The following is a 17,852-nucleotide window of genomic DNA, read 5'->3' as shown; positions in this document are numbered from 1 at the left end:
CCGCCCCGCCCCGCGCGTTTGGGCATAAAAAAGGGGACCCCGCGCACCCGTCAGAGCTCGTTGACCCTTGCTGCATTCCTGCCCTGGGGGAGTTCACAAGATACACGCCGCGCGGAATCCGTTGCCCATACTAGCCCACGCGCGCTCGTTGTTCCAAAGGCTCGTTGCTTCTTATTTATCGACGCCCACTTTCCAACCCCTAGCACCGGATTTGGAATCTAAAGGCAGCGTTGTGTACCCTTTCATGAGTACGTCGAAGCCACGGCTTTTCCGTGTGTTTTACCGTTCGACATGGAGGATTCGACTAGCGGCCTATGTCACACGCCTGGAACGCGTGCGGGAGTCACATCCCTCGTGGGTTCAAATCCCACATCCTCCGCCAAATCTCACATAGTGAGCAACCGGCGCTCGGTGATCTGAAAAGATCCCGGCGCCGGTTTTGCTTTTCCCCAATCTCACCCCCGCGCTGTCCGCCGTGCCTTAGGTTGAGAGGCATGACTGATACCAGCTCCCCCGGCTCTCCTACCACCCCCTCCGCTCCCACCGCCCCCGGCACCGACCAGCTCGTCACCACGGAATACTCCGAATCCATCCCCGGCCTCGTCCACGTCCGCCTGAACCGCCCCCGCAAGCTGAACTCGTTGACGATCGACCTGCTCCAGCAGCTGATCTCCACGGCGCACACGCTCCGCCGCGACCGCTCCGTCCGCGTGGTCATCCTCTCCGGCGCGGAGGGCAATTTCTCCGCCGGCCTCGACTTCGCAGATACGCTGAAAAGCCCGCCGCGCATGCTTTCGCATTTCATCCCGCGTCCCCTGCGCGGCACAAACACATTCCAAGAGGCGCCGTGGGCGTGGCGTCGCCTCCCCTTCCCGGTGATTGCCGCGGTGGAAGGCTACTGCTTTGGCGGTGGCGTGCAGATCGCTTGTGGTGCGGACTTTAGGTTTACGAGCAATGACGCCCACTGGTCAGTATTGGAAGCGAAATGGGGCCTGGTGCCGGACATGTCGGGGATCATGTCCTTGAAACAGTTGCTGCCGATTGACGAGGTGAAGCGGCTGGCCATGACCGGGGAGATCTTCTCCGGGGAGCGTGCCGCGGGGCTAGGCCTGGCCAAGGCTGTGGAGGATCCGCTGGCTGCGGCGGAGGAGCTGGCACGGCAGATCATTGAACGCTCGCCGGATTCGGTGGCATTGGCGAAGAAGCTGGTGGATGAGACGTGGGAGTCCGGCGAGCGGCGGACTTTCGCCCGCGAGCGCCTGCGCCAGGCGCGCCTGCTGGTGAGCAAGAATGCCGAGATCGCGCGGAAGGCCGCGCAAAAGAAGCTCCCACCGAAGTTCCGCCCGCGCGCGGTGCGCTAGAGGAGCTAGTCTGCGGGAGTGTCCTCCGGGCGCCAGGTGACGGGCCCGCGAGGAAGTAGTTCGGGCCGGAAGGTTGGCAGCAGTGCGGCGGGCGTGATACCTCCGGCTGCCTCCGCGCCTCCTGCGCCGGCGGCCTCCGCCGCCTCAGGCTCGCCAGCCATCTCTACCGAGCTCGCACCCACTGCATTCGCATCAGCTACGCCGGCCTCCACTGCCATCGCCTCTGCAGCCGAGATGTCCACTGCCTCGCCGAGTGATTCCGCGATCCACCGCAGCATCCCCTCCGCCCCGCCGGAGAAGTCCCGCAGCGTGACGGCCCCGTCCCGCTTCGCCAGGCGCTTCCCGTCGGGCCCCAGCACCAGCGGAACGTGCACATACTCCACCGTCGGCAACCCCAGCAGGTGAGCCAGATACGCCTGCCTCGGAGCGGAACTCAGCAGGTCGTCCCCGCGCACAACCTGCCCCACCCCGGCCAGCGCATCGTCGACGACCACGGCCAGGTTGTAGGCGTAGTCCCTGTTCACCGGCTCGCCCGGCGCTCCGGCATCTCCGCCGCCCGGCGCCCCCGCGCCTCCGCCCGCTTCTACAACTCCGCCGCCCCGCGCTCCCGCATCTCCGCCGCTCGGCGCTCCCGCAGCTCTGCCGCTCGGCACCCCCGCAGCCTTCGGCGCGTTCCCGCCGCGCCGCAGCACCATGTCGTCCACCGCCCCGCGGTACACCCCGCCAGCGCTTCCATCGCTCGCGCCTCCGCCGTCCGCTCCCGTTCCATCCGCTCCCACGGCGAATCGCTCGCGCACTTCCCACTCGTCCACGCCCGCGCGCAGCCGCAACGCCGGCACTCGCCCCCGCGCCGCCAATTCCGCGCGCTTGGCCTCTCGCTCCGATTCTCCCAGGTCGCGGCACGTTCCCGGGTACGCGCCCGGCACGGCGTGCGGCGCGCGGACCGCCTCGGCGATGTCCTTCCGCGAGCAGTAGCACTCGTACACAAGTCCCTTCTCTCGCAGGGCCTGTAGCGCTTTTTCGTACTCTGACCAGCACTCTTGTTGACGCCACAACCTCCCCTCGTACCCAATCCCCATAGTGGCAAGATCCAGTAGTTGCTGTTTTGCACTTTCTTCCGACGAGCGCTGAGCATCAATGTCGTCGATCCGCATCCGGAACTCGCGCCCTTCGTGCTTGGCGAACAGCCATGCCAGCACGGCGGTCCGGAAGTTCCCGAGGTGCAGATCCCCCGAGGGACTGGGCGCGTACCGCCCCGCCCCGCGCCGCTCCCCGCCCGGCTCCCCCGCCTGCTCCGCTGCAGACTTATCCCCGCCCGCGGCCTCCATCTGCTCCGCTGCTCGCACCATGCCGTCGCCTCCTACTTCCGGTATCCCTGGCAAGGCTACCCCTGGATCTGCACTACTTTTCTGCAATACTTTGAAGCCAAGGGGAAAGCTCAACGTATGGGGGAAATGTGAATTCGTTGGCGTGGGGGCGTCACAAAGAAAAGACAACAACAACGCTGCTCATCGAGGCGAAAGAGCTTCCGAGCGGTGCGCGGCGAGGGCTGGCGCGCGGGCGGCGTCACTACAAGATTGCGCCGGGGATCTACGCCGAGCGGGTGCACTGGGATGCGCTGCCGCGAGACGAAAAGGTGCGCCTCCATGCGATCGCACACGGCCTGAGCTGCACAAACGGTGTGCTGTGCGGTCGCTCCGCGGCGCTGCTGCACGGGTTGCCGATCGCGGGGCGGGCGGACCCGAACGCGGAGATCGGGTACTACCCGCCGACGGGAACTCGCAAGGTTTCCGACAATCGAATCATCCGACCACTGCACGCTGGCTCGTGGCGGAGAACGGAAGAAATACTGATCACCACCGCCAACGGTCCGCGCGAAATTCGCCTAACCGGCATCCACGACTCAATAATCGACCTAGCCCGGTGGCATAGCGTGGCGGATGCAGTCGTGGTAGCAGAGTCGATTGTTCAGACGAAGTACGGCAGCGATGCAGCAGAAGTATTTATTGCAGAAGTTCGTGAATACCTTCAATCAGCGCTGAACCTACGAGGTTTCAGCGAGGTCACGAAAGCTCTTCGACTGATCAACGGCGCATCCGAGAGCCCACGAGAATCCGAGCTGAAAGTGAAACTGTGGGAAGCCGGACTGCCTGCACCCCTGCAGCAAGTGGAGCTGCACTACGAGGGTTACTTCGCAGGTCGCGTGGACTTTTTCTATCCCTGCGGGTTGGTGATCGAGTATGACGGTCAGGGGAAATACCAGCCCGGCATGGCCAAGGCTGGCGCCAGCTTCACGCTGGGCACGGGCAGCGTGATCAACGAAGAGGTTTTCGCCGCGCGGCAGATCCTCAGCGAGCGCGAACGCGAGCGGAAACTGCAGAACCTGGGCCTGCGCATTTACCGAGTGGATCGCGATAACTTCCGCGATGGGAGTGCTGTGGCGGACATCTGCAGGATTCATAAGCAAATGACGCAGCAAGGCCTCGAGTTCCCCGCCACCAACTACCGGGGAGGTGTTCCGGCGTGGGAATAGCAGCTCCTGGCAGGAGGTAATTGCTTTCCTAAGGGGGAAGAATAGCGTCGGCGCAGGAGTAAATTCGCCGGTAAGGCATACATCGAGTCGGCATGGAAGACGCCAAATCCGGCAGGGCGATTCTAAGCCCATTTAAGCGATTTTCTTCGCGCCGAGAGGGTTCAGGATGCGCCGATCAGCCTGACGCGCTAGCACCGTATTGCAAGATTTCCGACACCAAGGCAGCCAAATGTCCCAAATCTTCCACTCTGTTTTTATAACTTTCTATTTGCGCAGGTCAAAAAGGGTATAAATTTTTACTTCAGACTTGCTATCTGCCGAAAGTGGAAGATTTGGGACATTTGCGTTTTAGACCACCCTGGCGCACGGCAGCTTTGAGGCCAGTGGGGCTGATGTGGCATCAGCTGAGGAAGGGAAGCGTTTGGCTAGCGGGCCTGAATAGAGGGTGGGGCCAGTGGGGCTCATGTGACAGTGTGGGAACCTGGGCATGGGAATGGGGAGGAATGGGTGTGGGGAGTCAGCTGAGCGGGAGGGAGACTCGGCAATGCGAGGGAGGGAATCGGCGCCGTGGGAGAAGGAATCGGCGGTGTGGGAGGGGAAACCGGCCGCGTGAAAGGGGCGCCGGCGGAAGCGGAGGATAAAATAGGGCGCCATGGCCGACAATCAGGGAAACACCAGCGCGGGCGCCGCAGACCTATCCTTCGAGGTAACCTCCCGCCTGGACGAAACAGCAGGCAAGCAGGGGGCCGGGCAGGCGAGTAGGAAGGCAAGCGGGCAAGCGAACGGAAGCGCGGGCGGGCTGGGGCGTACGGGCGTCATAAAGACTCCGCATGGGAACATCCACACCCCAGCGTTCATCCCGGTGGCGACGAAAGCAACGGTCAAGACCCTCACGCCCGAGCAGGTGCGGTCGACGGGCGCGCAGGCGATGCTTTCCAACGCGTACCACCTGTACCTTCAGCCGGGCCCGGACATCGTGGACGAGGGCGGCGGACTCGCAGCCTTCGAGAACTGGCACGGGCCGACGTACACGGACTCCGGCGGCTTCCAGGTCATGAGCCTCGGCGTGGGCTACAAGAAAGTCCTGGCCATGGACACGAAAAGCCGCAGCGAGGCGGACATCATCCAGCAGCAGAAGAAGCGCATGGCCGTGGTCGACGAGGACGGCGTGGATTTCCGCAGTGTTATCGACGGCAGCAAGCACCGCTTCACGCCGGAGGTGTCGATGCAGATCCAACACCAGCTGGGCGCGGACATTATGTTTGCGTTCGACGAGCTCACCACGCTGGCGAATACCCGCCCCTACCAGGAGCAATCCGTCGCGCGCACGCATCGCTGGGCTCGCCGTTGCCTGGCGGAGCACCAGCGGCTCACGGACTTGCGCACGCACCGCCCGCTGCAGTCTCTGTGGGGCGTGGTGCAGGGCGCGCAGTACGAGGATCTGCGCAGGCAGGCCGCCCGCGGGCTGGTGCAGCTATCCGAGGAGGCGGAGGCGCAGGGCAACCGCGGTTTCGGCGGCTTCGGCATCGGCGGCGCGCTGGAGAAGGAGAACCTCGGCACGATCGTCCGCTGGGTTGCCGAGGAGCTGCCGGAGGATAAGCCCCGCCACCTACTCGGCATTTCGGAGCCGGATGACCTGTTCACGGCGATCGAGGCCGGCGCGGATACGTTCGATTGCGTCGCGCCGACTCGCCTGGGCCGCCGCGGTGGCGTGTACACGCTGGAAGGTCGGTTGAATCTTATGGGTGCGCGGTTTAAGAAAGATTTTTCTCCTATTGACGCCGCAGTAGGCGGTTATGTCTCGGAGAATTATTCGCGCGCTTATATTCACCACTTGTTGAAGGCGAAGGAGTATCTGGCCGGGACGTTGTGTACCCTGCACAATCTGCATTTCATGGTGGGGTTGGTGGACCGGATTCGCGAGTCCATGGAGCAGGGGCGTTTCTATGAGTTCCGGGAGGAGTTCATGGGGCGCTACTACGGCCCGACCTGGCGGGAGCGGCTGGGTTAGCGCGCTTCCGCCGGCTCCAGCGCGCGCCCGTCGTCGTCGAAGCGCTGGATCTCGCCGGAGCGGAAGTCGCGCTCCAGCTGCGAGCCTTCAACATCGAAGGTCGGTAGTATGCGGTCCAGCCACTTGGGCATGTACCAGGTGGCCTTGCCGAGCAGAACCATCATGGCGGGGATGAAGGTCATGCGCACGAGGAAGGCGTCGAACAGCACGGCGGCGCCCAGCGCGAAGCCGAAGATCTGCACGAACGGCAGCGGCTGGAAGATGAAGCTGGCGAACACGCCGATCATGATCAGCGCTGCCACGGTCACGACCTTCGCACCCATGCCAAAGCCGAACACCACGGAGTCTTCGACGGGCGTGTACGTGGATGTCTTCGCGGCCTCGAAGGATTCGTGCTTGAAGCGTTCTCGCATGCGCGACACGATGAACATTTGGTAATCCATCGCGAGCCCGAAGGTCACGCCGATGAGGAAGATCGGCATGAAGCTGATCAGCGGCCCCGGCGAGCTCCAGAGCCCGGCCCAGCCTTCCTGCCAGACCAGCACGGTCAGTCCGAAGGCACCGCCGACGGAGAGCAGGAATCCGAGTGCCGCCATGATCGGCACAGTGATGCTACGGAAGATCATCAGCAGCAGCACGAGCGCCAACCCGACGACCAGCAGGAGGTATATCGGCATAGCGTTCGACAGTTGGTCGGTGACGTCCTGCTGGATGGGGATCAGCCCAGTGATGCCCATGTCCACGCCGGTTTCCTGTTCGATCACGTTCTGCTGCCCGCGCAGCGCGTGGATGAGCGTGGCGGTGCTCTCCTCGGTCGGGCCGCCGACGGGCGTGATCAGCAGCTGCGCGGCGAGCCCATCCTCGCTCTGGCCGATGAGCTGCGCGTGCTTCACATGAATGTTGCTGCCGAGGTTCTCCATCGCGTAGATAAATGACGCCTGCGCCGCGGCCTTGGTCTTGTCGCCAGCGCCCTGGCCCGCCTCTGCGCCTTCTGCGCCCTGGCCGGGCGCCGCACCCGGCGCGTCCGGGGCATCTCCGCCCTCAGCTTCAGCTGCCCGGGAGTCTCCCGCGCCCCGCGCGTCCGCCTGACCCTGGATATAGGTGGCGAGCGCCGGCGAATCCGGGCTTGCGTTCTCGCCGTTGACGACCACCAGGAACGGAGCATTGCGGCCTGGGCCGAAGCCCGCCTCGAGCATCTCGGCGGACTTCCGCTGTGTGGAGTCCACGTTTGACGTCTTGTCATTCGGCAGCGAAAGCTGCAGGTTCAGCGCCGGGAGAGTCAGCGCGGCCAGCACCAGCATCACCACCGCAATGGAAATTCCCGGGAAGCTGTACACCAGCCTGATCCAGCGGCTCGCCAGGCCTTGCTTGTGCTGGCCGTCGCCCGCGCGCTGATGCTCCCCGCGCGCTACCGCGCGCGCAGCGCTCGCGCCGGCCGCAGCTTCAGCGCCGACACTTTCATCCTCGCCAGCGTCAACCACGCCAGCCCCGTCGCCAGCCTCAGCGCCAGCCCCGCCAGCCACGTCATCCCTGCCAACGCGAACCGCACGCCCGCGCCCCGCCGGACCACCCGTGAAATACCCGTGCGCCGCATCCTCCCCCACGAGGGCGGAGGCGTACTGAGCGCCAAACGTGGCGTCCTTACGAAAGACCCGCGAGCCACACGCCCCCAGCAGCGCGGGCAAAAACGTCAGTGCCACAGCCACCGCGACCATCACACTGACCGCCGCGAAGTAACCCATGTACGACAGGAACGGAATGTCCGCCAGGCGCAGGCCGACCAGCGCGATCGTCACCGTCAGGCCCGCGAACACCACCGCCGAACCCGCAGTTCCCGCGGCCAGGCCAATCGCATCCGGGCGCGACCGCCCCTGCCGCAGCTCGTCGCGGTAGCGCGACATAATGAACAGCGCGTAGTCGATGCCGACGGCCAGGCCGATCATCAGGCCCAGCGTCGGCGTGATGGAGTTCAGCGGCAGCACCGCCGTCGCACCCACCGTCACCAGCGCGCCAATGCCCACGCCCACGATCGCGGTAGCCAGCGGCAACCCAGCCGCCAGCAGCGAACCGAACGTGAAGAACAGGATGATCAGCGCGACCACCACGCCCGCGATCTCCGAGATCGGCTCGACGGCGATGGGGTCGCCGAAGCCGGGGCCGCCGACCTCCACGTCCATGCCGGCGTCGCGCGAGATCTGGATCGCGTCGTACACCGCCTGCCGATCCTCGTCGGTCACGTCGGCGGGCAGCGGCACGTCGTAGCTGAAGCTCATGGTGCCGTAGCGTCCGTCGGCGGAGTACATCCGCAGGTTCTCCGCGTCGGATTTCGCGGTGGCTTCGGGCATGCCCTGCTTCGTCATCTGGTCGACGAGCATTTTGCCCAGCTTGTCGTTGAGCTCTACGGGGTTGCCGAACTGCATGCCCTCTTTGAAGTCGGGCACGTTATTTCTTAATGACGCCACCGTCTCATCCATTGCCGCCATCAACTCTGGGTCTTCGAGTTTCTTCCCCTCGGGGGCTCCGAAGACGATGTTGACGTCGGTGGATTCGGCGGGGTTTTTGGTGCCCGGGAATTTCTCTTGGAGCATTTCCGTGGCGTGCGTGGAGGGCACATCTTTGATTTCAAAGATATCGTTGAAACCCTTTTGGAATCCCAGCGCTGCTGCCGCGATGCCGACGAACAGTAGCAACCAGGCGGCGATCACCCGCTTCTTGTGCAGGTAGGACCATCGTCCGAGGTTAAACAGGATTTTCGCCACTGGTTGACCTTCCGCCGGCTTTTGAGTGTGTGTAGGACCTTGCGTTTGCGTTCGTGCTGTCTTGCGTTTTGCTCTGTCTTGAGGTTTGCGTTCGTGCTGTGTTGCGTTTGTGACAATGTTTGGGCAGCACACCTGCTGGGCGGACGTCACCCACGGGATGCTTCCCACAACGCAGACAGTTCTCGAAATATACATCCTACAGTAGCCAAAAGCCCAGGTGGGTTGTGACAGTTGTGACGTGTGTTGCCAAAGCTTCCGGGTGGACCTTGGCTCCCCGGGCTGGATCTTGCCCCCGGGCAGGCCTTACCTTCCCGGGCGCGCCCTGACTTCCCAGCGCGCTTTTCGGGCAGACTCCAGGTCAACCACAAGCCAACTGCAGGCGGCAGCGCACCCAGTCCAAGGGCAAATGTCCCAAATCTTCCACTTTCGGCGAGTAGCAGGTTTGCGGCAGATTTTCGCAGCCCTCTGACCTGCAGAAACGGAAAGTTATAAAAACAGAGTGGAAGATTTGGGACACCTCCCCATGCCCACAACCGCCTACCACGCCTTCCAAGTACCCTTTCGGCGCATTCCCCGAATGCGGGGCGCAGTTTTGCACCCTTACTGAGGTATCCCCCAGCCGCCTTTAGGCCGTCTACAACGCTTACAACGCTTCACCCTCTTTCACACCCCTCCGGCAGAGCGTTCTAACTTCGCCAAAACCAGCCCATCTCCGGCCGCAGACACCTTGCCCCGAGGCTCAATGTCCCAAATCGTCGAGTTATTGAAAGTAGTACATCTGCAGCTAAATTTTGCGACCCTCTGACCTGCGCAAATCGAATAGTTATATTCTAATACGTGGAATCTGGGACATCCCCGCCCCAGCGCCCCTCATTCCCAGCCCTACACACCCGTCCGCACATCTCGCTCACGCAACTCCCAGCCCCACGCACCCAGCCGCCCACCCCGCGCACCAGAACCCAAGCCCCCGCGCACGCAAAAACCGCGCGCCATCCCAATGTTCAACCGGAAAACAGCACGCGGTAAAAAATTTTGGCGGTGGCGGAGGGATTTGAACCCTCGGTTGCTACTAACAACACTCGCTTTCGAGGCGAGCACCTTCGGCCGCTCGGACACGCCACCATAGTCAGCGATTGCAGACTCGTACTAGCGTAACACCCCCGCATTTTCGCAACAAAACCCTGCCTTACACACGCGAAAGCCCGCCGCGAACCTCCACCAGTTCGCAGCGGGCTCCCCGCCTTAGCGGTTTCAGCCTTACTTGTCGCCGAAGACCTTGTCCATGCCCTTGTTCAGGCCGTCCTTAGCCTTGTCAGCCTTGTCGCCGTCCAGCTTGCTGTCGATGGCCTTGTCGGCACCGTCCTGAATCTTGTCGCGGTGCTCGCCTGCCAGATCCTTTGCCTTGTTCAGATCCATTGATCTCTCCTTGTGTCTTCTAGTCGCTAACTTTGTTCTAACTTGTGCGCCCTAGCCGCAGCATTCGTACGACCAGGACGCTCAATTTCCAACGTAGGTTCGTTCTGGATTCCTCGCCACCGCCGAGCCGCCTCCCCAGCCCTCAGACGCCCATTCCACTCGCAAAAGCACTGTTCAGCACCGCTCATTAATTTTCTATAACACTTAATGACGCCCCCTCATCCTCCGCATCCTCACTCCTCTTTGGGGCCTCGCAGCTGATCCGCCGAGAGTGTCCAGAAGGGCGACTGGCCGGAAGATTTGAAGAAGGCCTCGCGCCTGCTCCGCCGGCGATGCTCGGAGGGCTCCAGTCGCGGAGCATTCCAGCGTTCGAGCACCACCGGCCGGCGAAGGCGTGAGTGCGCGGGCGGGCAAGCGCGGGCTCGCGCGCGCCTAGCGCAGGCGGGCGAAGAACTGCCGCGGCAGTTCTTCGCACTCCCCGGCCAGCACGCCTCCGCGGACCTCCGCCCAGTGCAGTGGGGACTCCCGCGGCACGTCCCAGACGCTGCCGCACGCCCCGGTGCGGGGCTCGTAGGCCCCGAAGATGATGCTGCCAATTCGCGCCCCGACCAGCGCCCCCGCACACATGGCGCAGGGTTCCAGAGTGACCACCAGCGTGCAGTTCTCCAGCCGCCAGGCGTCTCCGAGCTCCTGCACGGCTTCCCGGATGGCGAGGATCTCCGCGTGTGCGGTGGGATCATTGTCGGCTTCGCGCCGGTTCACGCCCCGCCCGAGTTCCCGGCCATCCGGGCCGAGAATCACAGCTCCGACGGGAACGTCTCCGGCTGGAGTCTCCGCGGCAATCTCCAAGGCGCGGCGCATCAGCGCTTCCGCGCGCGCATCCCCGGCGACCTGCGGCAACCCGTCGCCCACGCACACCTCAGCCCCGCCGCGCATCTCAGCCCCGCCGCCCACGCGAGCCTCAACCTCGCCGGACGCCTCAGCCCCGTCGCCCACGCGAGCCTCAGCCGGCCCGGGCACGGCGCCGCCCACGCGGCGCCGCCCGCCGGCGGCACCCCGCGCCCCCGGCGCGTCCTCCACCCCCACCGGCTAGAACTCCAGCTCCACGCCCACCAGGTCCGCCAGCTCGTCGGCGAATCCCAGCTCGTCCGCCACGCGCAGAACCTGCTCCGCCCCGTACAGGTCATCGTCGTAGAAGATGATGGACATTATCTGCTCGCTGGCACCTAGATCCTCCAGCAGGTCGAAGTCGCCCTCGGGCCACGGGTCGTCCGAAGCGTCGGCCTCCTCTTCCGAAGGCTCGTCAATGTCCAGAGTGTCCAGCACCTCGCTGGCAATGTCGTAGTCCAACGCGGCGGTGGCGTCACTAAGTAAGATCCGCACGCCGCTCGGCACCGGGCGGAGCACAACGGACCAGTCGTCCTCGATGCACAGCAACCCCACGACCGGGCCTTCCGCGCGCGAGGCTCGCAACTCCGCGATGAGGTCGGGCAGGCTTTCCGTCGCGCGGGTGGGGAGTTCGCGCAGATGCCAGTGGCCGTCGGTGCGGATGGCGGAGACTGCGAAGGTCAGGTCGCCGCCGTCGCTGCTGCCGTTATCGAAGCTGTCGGTGCTCATGCCTTCCAACGCTAGTCGGCTTTGTGGAACACTGGGTAGCGTGAGCCACGAAATTTCTTCCGACTACCGCCTGAGCACCCTCCCCGAGGACCGCCGTCCGCTGTGCATCCTGGGTCTGGGGCTGATCGGCGGCTCGCTGATGCGCGATGCGCAGGCCGCCGGCTGGCCCGTATTCGGCTGGAATCGGTCGGAGAAAACCGTCACCCGCGCGCGCCGCGACGGCTACGACGTCTCGGCTGACCTGGAGGCAACGCTCCGCCGCGCCGAGGAGGCCGATGCGCTCTTGATCCTTGGCGTGCCGATGCCCGCGCTGTCTTTTCTTCTTGACGCCATATCTCAGCACGCCCCGACCTGCGGCTTTACGGACGTGACCAGCGTGAAGCAGGAGGTACACGACCTCGTGGAGGCGAAGGGCATGTCCGATCGCTTCGTGGGCGGGCATCCGATGGCTGGCACCGCGAACTCGGGCTGGCAGGCGACGATGCACGGGCTGTTCCGGGGTGCCGTCTGGGTCGTGACTTATGACAACGCGCGGGAGCTTGCGGGGGCTGGCGCAAGCACGGGCGGCGCGGCAGGCGCGTCCGCAGGTGCAAGTTCCAGCGCGGCAGAGGCTCCCGGCGCCGATGCCGACGCGATCAGCAAGCGCTGGCTGGATACGTGGGTGCGCGTGGTCGGGCTGGCCGAGGAGGTCGGCGCGTCGGTCATCCCCGCCATCGCACGGCGGCATGACAGTGCCGTGGGGCGTGTCAGCCACCTGCCGCACATCCTCGCCGAGGCGCTGGCAGTCGCCGGCGATAGTGGAGGTCCGCTGGCGCTGAGCCTGGCGGCGTCAAGTTTCCGCGACGGCACGCGCGTGGCTGGCACGGATCCGGACCTGGTGCGCGCGATGGTGGAGAACAACCGCCCCGCCGTGCTGGAGGCCTTGGACCAGGCCATCGAGCTGCTGCAGACTGCGCGGGAGGATATCGCCCACCCGGATCGTTCCCTAAAAACACTTGCCGAGGACGGCCACGCCGCGCGCGGGCGCTTCGAGGCGCGGGCAGGCCGCAACAAGGGCGATGCCTCCAACCGGCCGATTATCCGCGTGCGGCCGGGGGCGCCGGGCTGGCTGGATCAGCTTCGCTCGGCGGAGTCCATGGGCGCGCAGATCGGCATATTCTAGCGCCGGGGTGCCGCGCGGCCAAACCGCGGGCACAGCGGCGCCCGCGCTAGCAGTCGTCCTTTGTCTTCGCCGGCGGGGCGCCTTCCAGCACGTCGGGCAGGCCCTTCGCCAGGGCATCCACGCCCTCCCATGCAGTCGGTTCAAACCCATCGTTGGGGATCGCCATAATCGCCACGGGGGTCATTTCCCCGTCCGACCCGGGCACCAGGCCCAGCTGCCGGTAGATGAAACGCCCGTCCGGCTCCGGCCCCCAGCCGCCCTTGAACTGCGCGCCCTTGATTTTCGCCAGGCCGTAGCTGTGCTCCGGGATGATGTGCCCCATGCGCTCCAGCACCTTCTCAGAGCCATTCATGCACCGGAACCCGTTCATGAATTTCACCTGGTCCGTCAACTTCCACTTAATCGCGCCGAACCCGAAGTAAACCCCGTCTTCAAACTGCTTCGCCGCGTTCGTCGGGTCGCCTACGCGGTGCATGTAATCGCGCACTTTGTAGGAGGCGGTACGGTCCGAGCCGTCGCCGACATACATCCAGAGCCGAAAAGCGGCGTCATTATCCGAATGGTGGATCGCCGCGTCCATGTCGGCTTCCATCGCAGCGCGCGGGGCGGGCTGGCCGTGGGCTTCCGCGTGGCGCAGTTTCTCCTCGACCGCGCCGGCGATCGGCACCTTGATCGTCGACCAGGCACCTTCCTCGTTGAGCTTGCCTGCGTGCAGAGGGCCTTCCTGCCCGAGGATTGCCACTCCGACCTGCACGTTGTTCTTCTCGGCGATGTCCGCCGCCAGCTTGTCCAGCTTCGCCTGCTGTTCCTCGTCGGTCGGCGGGGTGGCGTCTGCGCCGTCGGTGCTGTCGTTGCCGTCGCTGCCGTTACTGTCGGGCGCGGCGGCGGTGTTGGCGGCGGGTGCGCTCTCTTCGCCCTTCTTAGTGACGCCCCCATCTCCGCCGTTTAGCCCCATCACCAAACCGACCGTGATGGCGAGGACAGCTGCTCCCACTGCGAGGCCTGCGACGAGTCCGCCGCGTGTGCCGCGGCCGCCGGCACCTCCGCTCCGCGGCTGCCCTTCGGGCTCGCCGGGCCCGGCGGCAACGCCCTGCTGCCCGGCGGCCTGTGCCTCGCCTTCGGGGCGCTCATTGCTCGCCATCTTCCCTCCTTGACCAGCTGTTTCTTCGAACTCTTCCGTCTCGGCGGCGCATTCTCCGCTGCCTATCACTTCCGCCACGCGGCGTCTCCGCCGCCCAGCACTTCCGCGCAGCGTGGCGACTGTGCGACAAATCACCGCCGAGAGCGATCGCGTTCAGTCTAGCCAGGAATACCCAGGCTCGCGCCCCATACACTCCCGTTGTCGAGACTCTTAACCCCCTCCGGCAATACTCTTAACCTCCAGCGATGGCGCGCTTGCTTCTCCAGTGGCAAGACTCCCCATAGACCTCTCCAGCTTCGCCCCAAAGCCGCCCACCCCCCTCCCATTTGAGCCCGCTTGGGCCTCCTTCAGTCCCGGCAGGAGCACTTGCGAAAGCCCAGATGTCCCAAATCTTCCACTTTCGACGAAAAGCAGGTTTGCAGCAAAATTTCGCACGCCCCTGACCTGCACAAACAGATAGTTATAAAAACAGAGTGGAAGATTTGGGACATCCCCCTTCGCGCCAGGCCACCGCAAGACCCGATTTTGGGCAATTTCCGAATGGGAAGCGCAATTTCGCGTCCTCACTCAGGTATCCCCTGCCCTCGTTTCGGCCGCCTATGACGCTTACAGCGCTTCGACCTAAATCCAACCCCACCGCATCTGCCTGCAGACCTGCCACCGACGCGCCCACGGACTTGCTACAGGCGCACTGCAGCCACAGCCTCCGGAGAAGCGATGTCCCAAATCTTCGAGTTATTGAAAGTAGCGGGTTTGCAGCCAAATTTCGCAAGCCGCTGACCTGCGCAAACATAATAGTTATATTCTAAGACGTGGAATTTGGGACATCCCGCCCACAGAGCCAGGCTCAGCGCGGTGCCAGACGCCGGTTAAGCCCGCCGCGCCCCGAGCATCTTCCGCCCACAGAGTCAGGCTCGGCACGGCGTCAGGCGCCGTTCAGGCTCGGCGCGAACGCTTCCTGCCCGCCGGCTAGGCCAGTCCGCCGGCTAGGCCGGCTCCGACGCTCCCAGCCGTCCCCGCCGACCGAGTCGGCCCAGCGCAAACGCCAGCACCAACCCGGCCGCAGCCACCACAAGGTATCGCCCGACGTAGTCTCCGCTGGTCTGGGGCGTTTTCGGTGGGGCAGGAGTGGTGTCCGCTGTCAACACGCTGGAAGTATCGCGCCCGCTGGTGACGTCCTCGATCCAGGCTGCGGCGTCCGAAAGCGTAGTGATGGCCCCCGTCGGCGAGGGCAGGTCCGGGTCTCCGTTGGCCGTGCCCGCAGTCGCGAGGCCTGCGAGTTTGCCGCCGACGAAGAACGGCGCGCCCGAGTCGCCACCCTGCATCGCAGCGCGCGAGAGGGACTCTGCCTCGAGGATTCCGCCGACGATTTTTGGCATGACGCCACCCGTCTCACCTGTGGAAACCTCCCCGCCCCCCATGGCGATCTCGGCGGGAACGGACTCCACGCCTTCGGGGCTGGCAGCTTCCACGGAAGCGGAAGACTTCGGCGCGCCGGAGTTTCCGGAAACCTCCGGGGCCGGCGCGGCCGGCGCTGGTGAACCACCAGCGCCCGGCCCGGCGAGAACTTCCCGCACTCGCATCCGCGCCACCGGCAGATCGCCCTTGCGCGCCATCAGCGAGCTGCTGCTCCAGCCGTAGAGATTCCCCTCGTCGCCCACGCCCGGCATGCTATCGGCCAGCTCCGCCGGCTCGACTCCCTCGACGGGCTTGGTGAGGTGCAAGAGCCCGGCGTCCATAACAGGCGACAGCGACCACGAATCCGCGTCGTAGACAGCACCCGCGATGCGCGCCTGCGTGCCCTCGTTGGAGACGGATTCCAGGCAGTGCCGCGCCGTCAGCACCCACTGCGGGGCCACGAGAGTGCCCGTGCAGTCGCCGAAGTTGCCGACGCGCCCGATGCGCAGTGATGCGACCGTCCGCGACTCCGCGTTGTCCGGTGCGTGCTCGCCGTATTCCAGCGCGCTGGCGGGAGTCACGCACGCGCCGGACAGGGCTGCCGTGGCCGCGATGGCTGCCATTCGTGATGCTAGTTTCCTCATGCTGCTCCTCTTACTGCTCCTCATGCTCGCTCTCCCGTTCGTTCCCCCGCGATCAGCCGGACCACCTGCGCGACGCATCGCTCCGCTGGCCCTTGCCCTGCAAACAACTTCCGCGCCGCCCCGGCAGCCAGCTTCTTCCACGCCCACGCGAACACCAGGAACGCCGCGATAAACGCCGCCGCCCACAGGTCCGAGTGCAGCGACACGTGCGTCTGCCACCACAGGGCCGAAAGCACGTGCAGGATGTACACCGTCAGCGCCATCGAACCCAGTGCGACCAGCGGATTCGTGGCCCGCACGCGGCGTCCGACGATCAGGCTCAGGTGCAGCACGATGGCGGCGACGGCGATGGAGAGCACGATCTCGCCCAGCACGCCCGTGTGCCCGGTCGCGCGCGCCCAGCCGGGCAGGTCGATTTGAAATCGCAGGTAGAAGCCTACTGCTGCGGCGAGGCAGGCGATTGCGGTTGTTATCTTTGTGACGCCACCAGCCCCCGTGCCGTCCTTTCCCACGTACACGTCGAAGAGGATCATCCCGGCCAGGATGTACGCGACCCACGCGAGGTGTGGGTACGGAAGCGGGAGTTCCAGAGGGGCGTAGCGCCACGTGGCGGCGGCTGTGGCGATCAGCAGGAGCGCGACTTTCGCGGCCGTCGGCAGTGAAGGCACCCAGGCGGTGGCGAGCATCGTCGCGCCGAGGACGACCAGCACGACCTGGATCGCCCCTCCGGCGGGCAGAAGCGCCAGGCCGATGAGGGTGATGAGCGCCCCGCGGGCTACAAGCTTCGCGATGGTCTGCGTGGTGTGGGCCTTGTGCGCTCTCGCACGCTCTGGAGCTGCGTGGTCCGTGCCAGCATGCGTCGGCGTCTGGATCTGCGCCTGTGCTGCATTGTGTGCTTGCGCGGTCACACGTGCGGTTGTACGCGCGGTTGCATTGGTCCAGATGAGCATCATGGTCACGCCTGCGATCACCGCGAACAGTGCAGCCGGGAGCCCCGACAGGATCACCTTCGTTTGCCATAGCGGGTGACCAAGGTGCAGGTAGGTCATCCCGAGGATTGCGAGTCCGCGGGCGATGTCGAGCCCGAGGATGCGCGGGCGCTTTACATTTGCCGTTCCGTCGGCTGCCGTTTCAGCGCTGTTTGCGGTGGTGAGGGCTTGGTCTCCGCGGGTTGTCGCGGAGCTCCTAGAGATAGGTGTTTTAACCACCCGGCTGTCTCCTTTTCAGTTCTCATTCTTAGTGTTCGAACTCAGTGCTCGAACTCCATGCTCAAACTCAGTGTTCAAACTCCATACTCAAGTCCAGAGCAGGCCCGCTACGCGGAACGATTGTCTTTTTTAATCTCTGATTCTTAAGATTTCCTGCCGCCCATTTGCAAGCCCCCTGTAAGTTTCTTCTAAGTTCCCCGCCCCGCCGAGCTGTTTTCCCACCCCGCCAGGTCCCTTCCCGCCGCTGGAGCACCCGCAAAAGGGGCAATGTCCAAAATCTTCCACTTTTAAAGAAAAGCAGATCTGCAGCAAAATATTGCAAGGCTCTGACCTGCAGAAATAGATAGTTATAGAAACAGAGTGGAAGATTTGGGACACCTCCGTCCCCGCCAGGCAGCAGAATGCCCAGTTCTCAAGCGCCTTCCGAATGAGGGGCGCAATTCTGCACCCTTAGTCAGGTATCCCCCTGCTCCCGTTTCGGCCGTCTATGGCGCTTACAGAGCTTCGACCTTTCGAACCCCCGAACGCAAAAGTCTGCGAAAGCGAAATCCCCCGTGGTCGGCGGGTAACCGCTGGCCACGGGGAATCTGTGCGCCCGGAGG

Annotated in this window: 12 protein-coding genes, 2 tRNA genes and 1 other RNA gene; 5 read left to right on the top strand and 10 right to left on the bottom strand. The window is 64.6% G+C overall.

The genetic code is table 11. The annotated features are described in order from the left end of the window. Positions 1–28: 28 nt before the first annotated feature. Positions 29–123, bottom strand: an RNA gene (ffs, locus tag QKE30_RS10140) — signal recognition particle sRNA small type. A 170-nt stretch (positions 124–293) separates the two neighbouring features. Here ffs and QKE30_RS10135 point away from each other — a divergent pair. Beyond that, positions 294–382, top strand: a tRNA-Ser gene (locus QKE30_RS10135). Between the two features lie 112 nt (positions 383–494). Further along, positions 495–1,361 carry a crotonase/enoyl-CoA hydratase family protein gene (locus QKE30_RS10130; RefSeq protein WP_347934718.1) on the top strand — a complete coding sequence of 289 codons (867 nt, stop codon included), beginning with the start codon at positions 495–497 and terminating at the stop codon, positions 1,359–1,361. Positions 1,362–1,366: 5 nt separating this feature from the next. On the opposite strand, the gene QKE30_RS10125 is transcribed toward QKE30_RS10130, so the two are convergent. Next, entirely contained in the window at positions 1,367–2,710 is a 1,344-nt protein-coding gene (locus QKE30_RS10125) for a glutamate--tRNA ligase family protein (protein ID WP_347934717.1), read from the bottom strand. 107 nt (positions 2,711–2,817) lie between these two features. On the opposite strand from QKE30_RS10125, the gene QKE30_RS10120 reads away from it, so the two are divergent. Both QKE30_RS10120 and tgt read left to right on the top strand, forming a co-directional pair. Beyond that, positions 2,818–3,894, top strand: a complete 1,077-nt coding sequence (locus QKE30_RS10120; protein WP_239202711.1) for a hypothetical protein — start codon at positions 2,818–2,820, stop codon at positions 3,892–3,894. 652 nt (positions 3,895–4,546) lie between these two features. Further along, the gene (gene tgt, locus QKE30_RS10115; protein WP_239202712.1) at positions 4,547–5,905 is read left to right on the top strand and encodes a tRNA guanosine(34) transglycosylase Tgt; all 1,359 of its coding nucleotides are present in this window, start codon (positions 4,547–4,549) and stop codon (positions 5,903–5,905) included. Here tgt and QKE30_RS10110 read toward each other — a convergent pair. From QKE30_RS10110 to QKE30_RS10090, 5 genes are all read right to left on the bottom strand, one after another. Next, entirely contained in the window at positions 5,902–8,664 is a 2,763-nt protein-coding gene (locus tag QKE30_RS10110; protein WP_239202714.1) for an MMPL family transporter, read from the bottom strand. The two genes, tgt and QKE30_RS10110, sit on opposite strands and share 4 nt — an antisense overlap. A gap of 1,033 nt (positions 8,665–9,697) precedes the next feature. Then, positions 9,698–9,786, bottom strand: a tRNA-Ser gene (locus tag QKE30_RS10105). A 135-nt stretch (positions 9,787–9,921) separates the two neighbouring features. Further along, the gene (locus QKE30_RS10100; protein ID WP_239202716.1) at positions 9,922–10,080 is read right to left on the bottom strand and encodes a hypothetical protein; all 159 of its coding nucleotides are present in this window, start codon (positions 10,078–10,080) and stop codon (positions 9,922–9,924) included. 432 nt (positions 10,081–10,512) lie between these two features. After that, complete coding sequence (locus QKE30_RS10095) at positions 10,513–10,941, bottom strand: nucleoside deaminase (RefSeq protein ID WP_239202738.1); 429 nt, start codon at positions 10,939–10,941, stop codon at positions 10,513–10,515. Between the two features lie 228 nt (positions 10,942–11,169). Further along, entirely contained in the window at positions 11,170–11,697 is a 528-nt protein-coding gene (locus QKE30_RS10090) for a tRNA adenosine deaminase-associated protein (protein WP_239202718.1), read from the bottom strand. Between the two features lie 40 nt (positions 11,698–11,737). Between QKE30_RS10090 and QKE30_RS10085 the strand changes: the two genes are divergently transcribed. Beyond that, a complete protein-coding gene (locus QKE30_RS10085) occupies positions 11,738–12,859 on the top strand; it encodes a prephenate dehydrogenase (RefSeq protein ID WP_239202720.1) in 1,122 nt (373 codons plus the stop codon). 46 nt (positions 12,860–12,905) lie between these two features. Here QKE30_RS10085 and QKE30_RS10080 read toward each other — a convergent pair whose 3' ends face one another. The 3 genes from QKE30_RS10080 to QKE30_RS10070 form a co-directional block, all read right to left on the bottom strand. After that, a complete protein-coding gene (locus QKE30_RS10080; RefSeq protein WP_239202722.1) occupies positions 12,906–14,000 on the bottom strand; it encodes a hypothetical protein in 1,095 nt (364 codons plus the stop codon). A 986-nt stretch (positions 14,001–14,986) separates the two neighbouring features. Next, positions 14,987–16,042, bottom strand: coding sequence for a trypsin-like serine protease (locus QKE30_RS10075; protein ID WP_239202724.1), 1,056 nt, complete (start codon positions 16,040–16,042; stop codon positions 14,987–14,989). A 20-nt stretch (positions 16,043–16,062) separates the two neighbouring features. Beyond that, positions 16,063–17,250 (bottom strand): acyltransferase, encoded by a 1,188-nt coding sequence (locus QKE30_RS10070; protein ID WP_239202726.1) that lies wholly within the window; start codon positions 17,248–17,250, stop codon positions 16,063–16,065. Positions 17,251–17,852 lie beyond the last annotated feature (602 nt).

It is taken from the genome of Corynebacterium sp. c24Ua_83, from assembly GCF_039907245.1.
Taxonomy (GTDB): domain Bacteria; phylum Actinomycetota; class Actinomycetes; order Mycobacteriales; family Mycobacteriaceae; genus Corynebacterium.
This window is presented reverse-complemented; position numbering and strand designations above follow the sequence as displayed.